The 12,300-nt window shown below is 74.0% G+C and carries 9 protein-coding genes and 1 tRNA gene; 2 read left to right on the forward strand and 8 right to left on the reverse strand.

What is annotated here, in order from left to right; genetic code table 11:
• Positions 1–6: 6 nt before the first annotated feature.
• Positions 7–81: transfer RNA gene (locus FCH28_RS12365), tRNA-Cys, on the forward strand.
• A 74-nt stretch (positions 82–155) separates the two neighbouring features.
• Here FCH28_RS12365 and FCH28_RS12370 read toward each other — a convergent pair.
• The 7 genes from FCH28_RS12370 to FCH28_RS12400 form a co-directional block, all read right to left on the reverse strand.
• The gene (locus FCH28_RS12370) at positions 156–2,489 is read right to left on the reverse strand and encodes a xanthine dehydrogenase family protein molybdopterin-binding subunit (protein ID WP_136739852.1); all 2,334 of its coding nucleotides are present in this window, start codon (positions 2,487–2,489) and stop codon (positions 156–158) included.
• Positions 2,486–4,705 carry a 2Fe-2S iron-sulfur cluster-binding protein gene (locus tag FCH28_RS12375; protein ID WP_136739853.1) on the reverse strand — a complete coding sequence of 740 codons (2,220 nt, stop codon included), beginning with the start codon at positions 4,703–4,705 and terminating at the stop codon, positions 2,486–2,488. The genes FCH28_RS12370 and FCH28_RS12375 overlap by 4 nt, the downstream gene beginning before the upstream one ends.
• Positions 4,702–5,598, reverse strand: a complete 897-nt coding sequence (locus FCH28_RS12380; RefSeq protein ID WP_136739854.1) for an FAD binding domain-containing protein — start codon at positions 5,596–5,598, stop codon at positions 4,702–4,704. Before FCH28_RS12380 ends, FCH28_RS12375 begins: the two co-directional genes overlap by 4 nt.
• 310 nt (positions 5,599–5,908) lie before the next feature.
• Positions 5,909–7,714 (reverse strand): beta-N-acetylhexosaminidase, encoded by a 1,806-nt coding sequence (locus FCH28_RS12385; protein ID WP_187363817.1) that lies wholly within the window; start codon positions 7,712–7,714, stop codon positions 5,909–5,911.
• A 260-nt stretch (positions 7,715–7,974) separates the two neighbouring features.
• Positions 7,975–8,268, reverse strand: a complete 294-nt coding sequence (locus FCH28_RS12390) for a DUF3039 domain-containing protein (protein WP_026169910.1) — start codon at positions 8,266–8,268, stop codon at positions 7,975–7,977.
• A 105-nt stretch (positions 8,269–8,373) separates the two neighbouring features.
• Entirely contained in the window at positions 8,374–9,054 is a 681-nt protein-coding gene (locus FCH28_RS12395; protein ID WP_136739855.1) for a hypothetical protein, read from the reverse strand.
• A gap of 185 nt (positions 9,055–9,239) precedes the next feature.
• A complete protein-coding gene (locus FCH28_RS12400; RefSeq protein ID WP_136739856.1) occupies positions 9,240–9,914 on the reverse strand; it encodes a YqgE/AlgH family protein in 675 nt (224 codons plus the stop codon).
• Between the two features lie 305 nt (positions 9,915–10,219).
• Here FCH28_RS12400 and murA point away from each other — a divergent pair, with 305 nt between their 5' ends.
• Positions 10,220–11,566, forward strand: a complete 1,347-nt coding sequence (gene murA / locus FCH28_RS12405) for a UDP-N-acetylglucosamine 1-carboxyvinyltransferase (protein WP_136739857.1) — start codon at positions 10,220–10,222, stop codon at positions 11,564–11,566.
• Positions 11,567–11,776: 210 nt separating this feature from the next.
• Here murA and FCH28_RS12410 read toward each other — a convergent pair whose 3' ends face one another.
• On the reverse strand, positions 11,777–12,058 hold the full coding sequence (locus tag FCH28_RS12410; RefSeq protein ID WP_003954777.1) for an HU family DNA-binding protein: 282 nt from the start codon (positions 12,056–12,058) through the stop codon (positions 11,777–11,779).
• Positions 12,059–12,300: the final 242 nt, after the last annotated feature.

Consider the following 12,300-nt stretch of genomic DNA (forward strand, 5'->3'; position numbering starts at 1 on the left):
TCATCCGGCCGTGTGCCCGAGTGGTTGAGGGGCTCGCCTGCAAAGCGAGTTACGTGGGTTCGAATCCCGCCACGGCCTCCATGCGCACCGCGCGTACACGCGGGAAGGCGGTCCCCACACCGTGGGGGCCGCCTTCCTGTATGTTGCCCACTTGCCTACTGCCGGACCACCTGCGCCACCGCCGCCTGGGGGCGGATCGGGAGGCGGCCGATGGGGCGGCCGGTGGCGGCGCGGACCGCGGAGGCGACGGCGGCCGGCGAGGTGACGACCGGGACCGCGCTGGCGGGCTTGGCGCCGAACGGCGCGACCACATCGCGCTCCTCGACGAGCTTGACGATCCGGATGTCCGGGGCGTCCAGGGCCGTCGGCAGCGCGTATCCGGTGAAGTCGGGGTGGCGGACCTGGCCGCGCGTGGTGCGCAGGTTCTCCATCAGGGCCGCGCCGAGGCCCTGGGTGACACCGGCCTCGATACGGGCCCGCAGCTGGCGCGGGTTGAGGACCCGGCCCACGTCCTGCGCGACGGACATCTCGACGACCCGGATGGTGCCCAGTTCGATGTCGACGTCGGCGACGCACCGGATGGCGCAGAAGGCGAGGCCGACGAACGCGTCGCCCTGCCCGCCCTCGTCCAGCGGCTCCGTGGGATGCGGCCGGCACTGCGCGGTGGCCCACAGTTCCTTGCCGTCCAGCGCCTCCGCCACGGTCGTGCTGAGCACCCCGTCATAGGAGGTGATCTTGCCGTCGGTGATCTGGAGCAGCTCGGTGGACATGCCGAACTTGTGGGCCAGGGGCTGCAGGAGCTGCGTACGGACCATCTTCGCGGCGCGTTCGACGGCACCGCCGGAGACCCAGGTGTGCCGGCCGTGGCAGGCCGGTCCCGCCGGCGGCTGGTCGGTGTCGACGCCCGCGACATGCACCTCTTCGATGCCGAGCGTCTCCTGCACGATCTGCCGGGCCAGGGTGGAGAACCCGGAGCCGGTCTCGACGGCGGCGCAGATGACGGTGGCGACCGAGCCGCTGACCTTGACGGTGGCGGTGGACACCTCGTCGGTGCCCTCCGCGCCGAGCATGTGCACCATGCCCAGCGCGTAGCCGACGCCGCGGCGCACCGCGCCCGGCTCGCCCGCGCCCTCGGGACCGCCCGGAAGCAGCCACTCCGCTTCGGGTGTGTCCTTGGGCAGCTCGGGCAGCGGCGCCTCCTTGACGGCGCGCAGGAGCTCCGCGACCGGGGCCGGGCAGGTGACCGTCTGCCCCGTGGGCAGCAGATCGCCGGTGGCCATCACGTTGCGCATCCGGATCTCGTCGGGCTCCAGGCCCAACTGGGCGGCGAGCTTGTCCATCTGCCCCTCGTAGGCGGCGCAGACCTGCATCGCCCCCTCACCGCGCATATGGCCGGACGGCGGGTTGTTGGTGCGCACCGCCCAGCCCTCGACGACGGCGTGCGGGACGACGTACGGGCCGCAGGAGAAGGAGACGGCGGCGGCCAGCGCCTCGGCGGAGGTGTCCGCGTAGGCACCGGCGTCCATCAGGATCTGCGCCTCCACCTTGACCAGCTTGCCGTCGGCGTCCGCGTGGTGGCGGTAGCGCAGCAGCGTGGGGTGGCGGTGCGCGTGGGCGAGGAAGGACTCCTCGCGGGTGGCCGCGAGTTTCACGGGGCAGCCGGTGCGCAGCGCCAGCAGCCCGAGGGAGAGCTGGATCCCGGGGTCCTCGCGGTCGGCGGTGGCGCCGGGCACGCCGGTGACGACGACCTTGACGCGCTCCGGGTCCAGGCCGAAGGAGGCGGCGGCCAGGTCGCGGTCGGTGTGCGGGTCCGTGGAGGCGGTGTAGATCTCCACGCCGCCGTCGGGACGCGGCACCGCGAGTCCGGCCTCGGCCCCGATGGGGGCCGGGTCCTGGCGGCCGATCCGGTAGAGGCCCTCGACCATGACCTCGCCGACCGCCTCCGCGTCGCCGAAGCGGAGCGGGATGTGCCGGATGAGGTTGCCGTCCGGGTGCAGCGGCTCGGCCTCGAAGGCGAGCTGCGGGTCCGTGACGGCGTCCAGGACCTCGTACTCGACGGCGATGGCGGCGGCGGCCAGCCGTGCGGTGTCCGGGTGGTCGGCGGCCACCGCGGCGATCGGCTCGCCGTGGTGGCGGACCTCGTCCTTGGCGAAGACCGGCCGGTCCGCGGTGCCCCGGCCGTGTCCGGCGTCGCCGGGGACGTCCTCGTGCGTGACGACGACCCGCACACCCGGCATCTCGGTGGCGTGCTTGGTGTCGATGGACAGGATCCGCGCGCGCGGGTGCGGGGAGCGCAGCACCGCGGCCCACAGCAGGCCCTCGGCCCACAGGTCGGCGGCGTACGGGAAGGTGCCCTCGGTCTTGGCCGCCGCGTCGGCGGCCGCCAGGGAGACGCCCAGGCCGTGCGGCGACGGCTCGACGGGCGGGATCGGGACGCCCGCCGCGGGGGTCGCGGTGACGGCACCGGCGCCGTCGGTCGTGCCACTCATGCCGGGCCTCCAGGCTGCGGATCGGCCCCCGGGCCCTCATAGTGCCCGTGCGCATGCGGGTCGTGGGGGTGGTGGGCCTGCGGAGCGTGCTCCGTGGGGTCGGCGGGGCCGGCCTGGTGGGGGATGCGCGGGGTGTCCGCGGCCCCTTCCGCCCCGGCCTGGGCCTCGGCCTCCGCGCGGGCCTTGACGACCTCCTCGACGGCCTCCAGGACGCCCCGGTAGCCGGAGCAGCGGCACAGGTTGCCGCACAGCGCCTTGCGGGTCTCCAGCTCGCTGGGGGCGTGGTTGCCCTCCAGGAGGTCGTGCACGGTCATCGCCATGCCCGGTACGCAGAAGCCGCACTGCACCGCACCGGAGGCGGCGAGGGCGCGCTGCACGTCCGAGGGCGTGCCGTCCTGGGCGAGCCCCTCGACCGTGCGGACCTCACTGCCCGCGGTGGTGGCCGCCGGCACCAGGCAGGACGCGACGAGCCGCCCGTCCACCTGGACCGAGCAGGCCCCGCACTCGCCCTGGGAGCAGCCGTCCTTGGCCCCGGCGAGGCCGAGCCGCTCGCGCAGCACGTAGAGCAGCGATTCGCCGATCCAGGCGTCGGTGACCGGCCGGTCGGTGCCGTTCACGCGCAGGACGTAGGAGGCGGCGGGGTGTTCGTCGTACGCGTCGAGGCCGGGGTCCGCCGGGGCGTCGGCGTCGGCGTCGACGGGGTCGGGGGCCGGATCGGGGGATTCGGGGGAGCCCTCGCGGGCGGCCCCGGGGGCCGTGGTGTGCGCGTGGACAGCGGGGGCCGCGTGGTCGGACGGGTCCGCGTGGTGCCCGGCACCGGTGGCGAATTCGGCGGAATCGCCGGACTCGCCGTGTTCGCCGTACTCGGCGGCCGGGGCGGCGCCCTCGGCCGCGACGGCGTCCGGGCCCGCGTCGGCACCCGCACCGGCATGTGCATCCGCACCGTTCACCGCATCCGCGCCGGCACCCGCGCCGGCCGCGAACTCCCCGGTCCCGTCCGGCTGCTCACCGCCGGCCGCCGGGACCGTCCACGGCTCCGCCCGGTCCGGGCGGCCCGGCTGGTCCGCGCCGACGCCGGAACCCACGTGGGCCGCGGAGCCCATGCCCGTCCCTGCGCCCGCTTCCTCGCCGGGGCCCTGTGCGTCCGCGCCCTCGTGCTGCGGCGCCTCCCCGGCGGGCGGCCACTGGGCCAGCGCGTCGGCCGGCAGCGACCAATGACCGGTCGCACCGCCCGCCGCCGGATCCGTGCCGCCCGTGCCGGCCCCGTACGCCTGGCCGCCCGGCAGGTCGTCGCCGCCGTGGGGTGCGGCGCCCTGCTCGCCGCCATGGCCGGTCAGGCCGCCGTCCCGCGCGTACGGGTCGTCGGCCGGAGCGCCGAACGGACCGCCCGCGGCGCCGTGCACGTCCTCACGCGCCCCGGTGCCGTGCCCGTCCTCGGCGCCGCCGTGCACGCCCGTCGTGGCGCTCAGCCCGGTGGTGAAGTTCCAGTGGCCGGTCCCGCCGGCAGCGTCGGCCGCCACCGGCTCGCCGGTGTCCGCCGCGCCGTCGGCGCCCCCGTACGTGCCCGGGTAGTCGCCGCCCTCGTAACCGGTGGCGCCGCCGGAGCCGGCGGGCCCCGGATAGCCCGGCTGCCCCTGATGGCCGGCCTGGGCCGGATATCCCGTGTGTGCCAGGCCGTCGTCACCGACGAGATACTCGCCGGACTCCTCCAGGCCGTCGTCCGCCGCGGCCGGGACCGACCATGCGCCGGAGCCGCCGGCCGGCTGCGAGCCGCCGGCGACCGGCCAGTCCACCCGGTCGCCGCCCCAAGGCTGCGCCGCCTCGGGGGCGCCGGCCTGGTAGCCCGCGGACGGGTCCTGGTGTCCCGGGGAGCTCGTCTGGGCCTGGTAGCCGGCGGACGGGTCGGCGTAGCCGGCCGAGGGGTCCGCGAACGGCATCGTCCACTGGCCGGTCGCGGCCGGGTCGGTGCCCGCGTCGGGGACCGGCGGCGAGGGGGCGTGCTGGGTGAACGAGGCGGGCGGCGTGTAGCCGTGGCCGGGCGCGGCGAGCGGATCGGAGGTGCCGTACCCGTTGGGCAGCCCGGCTCCGTAGGCCCCGGTGGTGAAGCCCTCCGGGAGCTGCACGAAGGCGGTGGCCTCCTGCTCGTACTCGCCGCCCTGGGGCAGCGGCTGCCAGCCCTGCTCAGGGTGCGGATTGCGGTTTTCTGCGTCACTCACGAGAGCGCCCTCCCCAGTGCGCGGCGGGCCAGTGCTGCCACCGTACGGCGCAGGTGCAGCGCGGCGGGCGGCAGGGTCGCCGGTTCCGAACCGTCCTCGGGCGGCGCCGGGTCGGGGATACAGGCGGCGGCCACGTAGTCACCGAAAGCGGTCAGCGCCTCGGGGACCAGGCCGCGTTCGCCGTCCCAGTCGATGATCGAGGCGACCCACTGCTCGGCCTCCAGGGGGCGCAGCGGCATGGCGGCGACCGCGCCCACGGCGCAGCGCACGCCGCGCCGGGCCGGGTCCAGGACCAGCGACACCGAGGCGGTGGCGCGTCCGGGGCCGGTGCGCCCGGTGGCCTTGAGGAACGTCTGCGGGGCGTGCAGCAGCGGCACCCGTACGAAGCCGACGAGTTCGCCGGGGCGCAGCATCTCGCGGCCGGCCAGCAGGTGGCTGACCGGGATCTCCCGGCGCCCGCCCCCGGGGCAGCCGATGATCAGCGTCGCTTCGAGGGCGGCGAGCACGGGGAGGGTGTCGCCCGTGGGCGCGGAGGTGACGATGTTGCCGCCGAGGGTCCCGGCGTTGCGGATCTGCGGGGGGCCCGCGGCGCGCGCGGCGGCGGCCAGGCCCGGGATCAGGGCCGCGAAGTCGGGGCGCCCCATACGGGCGAGGGTGAGACCGGCACCGAGGAGCGCATGGCCGTCCTGGTACTGCCAGCCGCGGATCTCGCTGATCCGGCCGAGGCCCACCAGGGCCGCGGGTCTGAGGAGTCCGGCGTTGACGGCGGCCATGAGATCGGTGCCGCCCGCGACGGGCACGGCGGCGGGCATGGCGGTGAGCGCCGCCACCGCCTCGTCGAGCGAGGCCGGCAACGTCACCGTGTGCGACGCGTGCGGTGCTTGGGTGGTCAAGCCAGCTGCCCCTTCCCCGGTGTCCCGGCTGTTCCGCTGCGCCGTACGGTACGTGCTCACGGCCCGGACGTGGCAACTCTGGCACATCTTCCCGGGACCACGACGAGAGGGTCCGCGAAGCGACGATCCGCCCCCGCATGAGGGGTTGGTCCGGTTTCGTCCGTCGGTGTGGGACGGCCGGGATCGCGGTTGCGCGCGCCGGGGAGCGCGTCGCGCGGCGCGCTCCGGGGCGCTCATCGTCCGCGCCGCGGTACGGGGAGTTCCACCGTCCCAGGGTCCGGCGGTCCGAGCGCCCTCCTTGCACGTCGGCTCACACGTTCGGGGGCGCCCCGTCGATCGGGCGTCCGAGCACGCCGGGACGCCGCTGCCAGGGGTGGGGGCCGCCGGGCGGGCGGTAGTCGACGCCGAGGGCGTCGAGCCGGGCGTAGTGCGCGGTCATCCGCCGGCCGAAGTCCTGGTGGTCGCGGTCGGCGGGCGGCGGCAGCCGGGACCAGGCGACCTCGGCGAACGCCGCGAGCCGCGGGAAGACCTGGTAGTCGACGCGCTGCTGACTGTCCATGACCTCGGTCCAGACGTTGGCCTGGGTGCCGAGGACGTGCGCGGCCTGCTCGTCCGTCAGTTCCGGCGGTACCGGCTCGAAGCGGTAGACGTCCTCCAGGGTGCGCACGTAGCCGATCGGCACCGGTTCGTGGGGGGAGGCGTGCTGACGGTGGTCCAGATACACCTGCTGCTCGGGGCACATGACGACGTCGTGGCCGGCGCGGGCGGCGGCGATCCCGCCGGCGTAGCCGCGCCAGGACGAGACGGCGGCGCCTTCGGCCAGGCCCAGCTCCGTCGTCCCGCCTCCGGGGGCGGCCCGGCCGCCGCCCTCCAGGATCTCGTCCCAGCCGATCAGTCGCCGTCCGCGGTCGGCCAGCCAGCGGCCGAAGTGCCGGATGAACCAGCTCTGCAGCGCGTCCTCGTCCGCGAGGCCCAGCTCGGCGATGCGGGCCTGTGCGGTGGCCGACGCCTTCCACTGGTCCTTGGGGCACTCGTCGCCGCCGATGTGCACGAACGGCGAGGGGAAGAGTTCCAGGACCTCCGCCAGCACGTGCTCGTAGAACCGCAGGGCGTTGTCAGTGGGGGCGAGTACGTTCGGATTGACGCCCCAGGTGTCCCAGACCTCCAGGGAGTTGGTGTCGATGACGTCGGTGTTGCCGAGTTCCGGATACGCGGCGATGGCGGCCTGCGAGTGCCCGGGGATGTCGATCTCGGGGACGACGGTGATATGCCGCGCGGCGGCGTAGGCGACGATCTCGCGGATGTCGTCCTGGGTGTAGAAGCCGCCGTGCGGTCGCTCGTCCCAGAGCGGGGAGGCGCGGTGCCCGATCTTCGTGCGCGCCCGCCAGGCGCCGGTCCTGGTGAGTTCCGGGTAGCGCGCGATCTCGATGCGCCAGCCCTGGTCGTCGGTGAGATGGAGGTGGAGGACGTTGAGTTTGTGCGCGGCGAGCAGGTCGATATAGCGCAGTACGCCGTCCTTGGGCATGAAGTGCCGTGCGACGTCGAGCATCATGCCGCGCCAGGCGAAGCGGGGGGCGTCCTCGATGGTCTGCTGCGGCAGGACGGGGCCGCGGCCCGGTGCGAGCGGCGCGCGGCGGAAGGCGTGCGGACCGAGGAGCTGACGGAGCGTCTGGGCGCCCCAGAAGACTCCGGCCGGGCTGCCGCCGGCGATCCGCACGCCCCAGTTGGTGACGGCGTCCAGCCGGTAGCCCTCCGCCGGGAGGTCCGGGTCGAGGGTGAGCGCGAGGGTGTCCGCCGCGTCGTCGGGGCCGGGCGGCAGGGGCAGCGCGAAGGCCGCGCCGAGGGTGTCGCGCAGCCAGCGCGCGGTGCCCTCGGTGCCCGGGGCGGCCGCGAGTGCGGTCCGCTCGCCGAGCCGTACGGCGCAGCGGTACGGGCCGTCGATCCGAAGCGGCGCCGGGATCAGGCCGCTTCCGGTGCCCGGGGCGGTACCGGGGGCGGTGCCGGTGCCCGTCTCGGCGTCCGTCGCGTTCGCACCGTCGGCCGTGGTCGCGGCGTCGGCCCCGGTCACAGCCCCGGCCGTGGTCGCGCTCTCCGTGTCGGTCTCGGTCTGTGGCATGCCGTCAGCCCTTCACCGCGCCGCACGGGCCCGATACCCGCCGGTGCTGTACGAGTACGAAGAAGACCAGCACGGGGGATGGTCATCACGGTCGATGCTGCCATGCCCCGCCCCCGCAAGTGCGCGTCCCGGGAACGACGGCGGGCCCGGGTCCGCGAGGGACCGGGCCCGAACCCGTGGCGGGGCACCGCCAGGCGATGAACGGCTACGACCCGCCGCTCACCGCCGGAAACCACCGACTGCGGTCTGTGAACCCGCGGCTACTTCTTGCCGCCGTCCTTGCCGCCCTTGTCCTTGTCGCCACCGGCGCCCATGGACTCGAAGATCTCCTTGCACATGGGACACACCGGATACTTCTTCGGGTCCCGGCCCGGGACCCATACCTTGCCGCACAGCGCCACGACGGGAGTGCCGTCGAGCGCGCTCGCCATGATCTTGTCCTTCTGGACATAGTGGGCGAAGCGCTCGTGGTCGCCGTCGCCGTGCGACACCTGGGGTGTCGGCTCTACGAGGGTCCCCGTACCTGCCCCGCGCTCGGGCTCAAGAGTGCTCATAAGTGCCAAGGGTACTCACGCGCGCCGCAAGCGGGGAGCGTCGGCCCGCCGCCGGGTGACCGGCGCGTCCCCCGGCCGCCGCGCCACCGGCCGTGAGCCCGCGCCCTACGACCCCACCGGCACCCCGCCCCGGTCGCCGCTCGTCAGCCCCAGCTGGGTGGCGAAGGCCAGCGCGGCCTCCGGCCGGATCTCGTACCAGGCGTCCTGGTCGCAGACCGCGCCCAGCAGCGCGGCGATGTCCTCCGCGCGGACCGTACGCGCCTCGGCGGCCGCCATGAAGGCGCGGACCGCCGCCGCGGGGTCGACGTCCGTCTCGGTACGGGCCACGAGATCGTCGACGATCCGCCCGATCGCGGCCTCACCGGGCGCGGTCCAGCTCATCGCCATCTCCAGGCCGTCGTCCGGCATCTTCTCGGGGTACGGGGCACGGGCCCAGGCGCCGTCCTGCCACCAGTAGACGAAGCCGAAGAGGTTGCCCTCGGCGTCGTGCCGCAGCTGCTCCCAGGGCAGCCATTCGGGGCCGCCGGCCAGGAAGTCGATCTGCCGGCCCGCGTCGTGCGTATAGCTGCCGTCGGAATCCTGGCCGCACAGCAGCGCCCGGCCGTCCTCGAACAGCTTCAGCCGCCACCAGTAGGAGCCGCCGCCGTTCCAGCACTCCAGCCCCCGGCCGCCCCAGGAGAATTCGTCCCAGTCGTCCACGGCGGCCGCCACCACCGCCAGCGTCGCGGCGCGCGCCCACAACCGCTCCGGATGGTCCAGGTCCTCGGGCACACTGGGCCTGTGCATGGCGCTCTCCCCGTTCGTCCAGCACGGACCCGCCATCGCGTCCGCGCGCCGTCCCCAACACCTCGAACCATAGCGACGGGCACTGACAATTCCCCATGACGAAGCCGTCACAATAATCAAGCCGTCAACAAAATTTGCCGGCCCGGGAAACCGGCCCGGGGAGCCGCGCTTCGCCCCCGCCCGCCTCAGTTCAGCGACGGGTCATCCGGGTACGTGGCCACCATCGCCAGCTCGTTCCGCTGGCGGCGCAGCACCGCCCGCCACAGCTGCTCCGGGTCCGGCGACGAGACGTCCCCCGGTTCCGACTCGACGACGTACCAGGCGCCCTCCACCAGCTCGTCCTCCAGCTGGCCGGGCCCCCAGCCCGCATACCCGGCGAAGATCCGCAGGCTGCCGAGGACGGCCGCGAGGAGCTCCGGCGGGGCCTCCAGATCCACCAGGCCGATCGCGCCGTGCACCCGGCGCCAGCCCAGCGGCTCGTCACCGGCCGGCACGCTCTCCGCCGTGTCCGCGGCCGGCGCACCCGCCACCCCGTCGTCGGCGCCACCGGACCGGGCGCCGCTCTCGTAGGACGGGATGCCGCCCTCCCCGGCGACGCTCCCGGGCACCACCGCCACCCCGAGCGCCGAGTCCAGCGACACCGGGCCGCCCTGGAAGACCACCCCGGGCTCGCCGGCCAGCGCGGCCCACGGCGCGAGAATGTCGCCCACACCGACCGGCGTCGGACGGTTCAGGACCACGCCGAGGGAGCCCTCCTCGTCGTGATCGAGAAGCAGCACCACCGCGCGGTCGAAGTTCGGGTCGGCGAGCGCGGGCGTCGCGACGAGCAGCCGGCCTGTGAGCGAGGACACCTCGGTCATGGCCACATGATCCCGCACTTTGGGCCGATACGGGGAGTCGACGGCCGGACCGGTGCGAGAGCGCCCAGGGCGTACGGCGGCAGCACCGGCGCACGGGCCTGCCGGGCGGCCGCAGCGAACCGCCCATTCGAGACAACGAGGTGAATTCTCGACCAAACGACGATTACAGATCAAAGGCGGATCGTAGCGGAGTGTGTTGTGACAAAGCCATTACATGCCCGAAGCCCGCACAGGCCTACGGACACCCCCTCCGGCGCCCTTACCATTTCCCCTTGGCCCTGCCCGTCTCCAGGAACGCGAGATCCATGACCGTCTCTACTGACGACGTACTGCTTGTCCACGGCGGCACCCCGCTCGATGGCGAGATCCGGGTTCGCGGCGCGAAGAACCTCGTACCGAAGGCCATGGTCGCCGCCCTCCTGGGCAGCGGCCCGAGCCGGCTGCGCAATGTCCCCGACATCCGCGACGTGCGCGTCGTGCGCGGGCTGCTCCAGCTGCACGGCGTCACGGTCCGCCCTGGTGACGAGCCCGGCGAGCTGATCCTCGACCCCTCGCGCGTCGAGAGCGCCAACGTCGCCGACATCGACGCGCACGCCGGCTCGTCCCGCATCCCCATCCTGTTCTGCGGCCCGCTGCTGCACCGCCTCGGCCATGCCTTCATCCCGGGCCTGGGCGGCTGCGACATCGGCGGCCGCCCGGTGGACTTCCACTTCGACGTACTGCGCCAGTTCGGCGCGACGATCGAGAAGCGCGCCGACGGCCAGTACCTCGAGGCCCCGCAGCGGCTGCGCGGCACCAAGATCCGGCTGCCGTACCCGTCGGTCGGCTCGACCGAGCAGGTGCTGCTGACCGCCGTCCTGGCGGAGGGCGTCACCGAGCTGACGAACGCCGCCGTGGAGCCGGAGATCGAGGACCTGATCTGCGTCCTGCAGAAAATGGGCGCGATCATCTCCATGGACACCGACCGGACGATCCGGATCACCGGTGTCGACAAGCTCGACGGCTACAACCACCGCGCCCTGCCGGACCGCCTGGAGGCCGCCTCGTGGGCGTCCGCGGCGCTGGCCACCGAGGGCAACATCTACGTCCGCGGCGCGCAGCAGCGGTCGATGATGACCTTCCTGAACACCTTCCGCAAGGTCGGTGGCGCCTTCGAGATCGACGACGAGGGCATCCGCTTCTGGCACCCGGGCGGCTCGCTCAACGCGATCGCCCTGGAGACCGACGTCCACCCCGGTTTCCAGACCGACTGGCAGCAGCCGCTGGTCGTCGCCCTGACGCAGGCGTCGGGCCTCTCGATCGTCCACGAGACGGTCTACGAGTCCCGCCTCGGCTTCACGTCCGCGCTGAACCAGATGGGCGCGCACATCCAGCTCTACCGCGAGTGCCTGGGCGGCTCCGCCTGCCGCTTCGGCCAGCGCAACTTCCTGCACTCCGCGGTCGTCTCCGGCCCCACCAAGCTGCAGGGCTCCGACCTGGTCATCCCCGACCTGCGCGGCGGCTTCTCGTACCTGATCGCGGCCCTGGCGGCCCAGGGCACGTCCCGGGTGCACGGCATCGACCTGATCAACCGCGGCTACGAGAACTTCATGGAGAAGCTGGTGAGCCTGGGCGCAGAGGTCGAACTGCCCAACGGCTCACTGAAGGGCTGACACGGCCGCCGGCCGGGGGTCCGGGGGTTGTCCCCCGGGTCGGCACCGAGCGACGACGCGAACCAGCACGTGGGGCGGTGCGCGGGGCTTCACAGCCTCCGCGCACCGCCCCGCGGCCGTTCGGGCCCGGCGGCTCCCGCCGGCACGCGCACAGGAAAGGGCGGCCGCCCCCCAGGGGAGCGGCCGCCCGTCTACGTCACGCCGAGGGACTTACTTGCCCTTGGCGGCTTCCTTGAGCTTGGAGCCCGCGGAGACCTTCACGCTGTAGCCGGCCGGGATCTGGATCGGGTCGCCGGTCTGCGGGTTCCGCGCGGTGCGAGCGGCACGGTGGGTGCGCTCGAAGGTCAGGAAGCCGGGGATGGTGACCTTCTCGTCGCCCTTCGCGACGATCTCGCCAACGGTCTCGGCGAGGGCGGCCAGAACGGCGTCGGCGTCCTTGCGGGTCACCTCGGCGCGATCGGCCAGAGCGGCCACCAGCTCACTGCGGTTCATGTTTGTACTCCCGTGTTCTTCTTGCCAATGGGCGTGCCCTGCGGCGGACCGCATATCAGGCACAGCGAAGCCGATGCTGCCAGGGCCCTCGGACAGTCCCCGGACCCGGGTCTGCTTACCAGACCCTCGCGCCCGAATACGCATCCTGCCCCTACCTGCGGCGGTAAAGCCAATCCGGCGCCCTGGCGGGTCACACGAAAAGCGCCACTGCCTCGTAGTGGCGACCCTCCGCTCCGTACCGG

The sequence above is a fragment of the Streptomyces piniterrae genome (assembly GCF_005048155.1).
Taxonomy (GTDB): domain Bacteria; phylum Actinomycetota; class Actinomycetes; order Streptomycetales; family Streptomycetaceae; genus Streptomyces; species Streptomyces piniterrae.

What these genes read in the sequence shown, in the direction of transcription:
- FCH28_RS12400 (WP_136739856.1), bottom strand. Translation starts at nt 9,914, where the DNA reads ATGACCGAGGTGTCCTCGCTCACAGGCCGGCTGCTCGTCGCGACGCCC.
- FCH28_RS12390 (WP_026169910.1), bottom strand. Translation starts at nt 8,268, where the DNA reads ATGAGCACTCTTGAGCCCGAGCGCGGGGCAGGTACGGGGACCCTCGTA.
- FCH28_RS12410 (WP_003954777.1), bottom strand. Translation starts at nt 12,058, where the DNA reads ATGAACCGCAGTGAGCTGGTGGCCGCTCTGGCCGATCGCGCCGAGGTG.
- FCH28_RS12385 (WP_187363817.1), bottom strand. Translation starts at nt 7,714, where the DNA reads ATGCCACAGACCGAGACCGACACGGAGAGCGCGACCACGGCCGGGGCT.
- FCH28_RS12395 (WP_136739855.1), bottom strand. Translation starts at nt 9,054, where the DNA reads ATGCACAGGCCCAGTGTGCCCGAGGACCTGGACCATCCGGAGCGGTTG.
- murA (WP_136739857.1), top strand. Translation starts at nt 10,220, where the DNA reads ATGACCGTCTCTACTGACGACGTACTGCTTGTCCACGGCGGCACCCCG.
- FCH28_RS12370 (WP_136739852.1), bottom strand. Translation starts at nt 2,489, where the DNA reads ATGAGTGGCACGACCGACGGCGCCGGTGCCGTCACCGCGACCCCCGCG.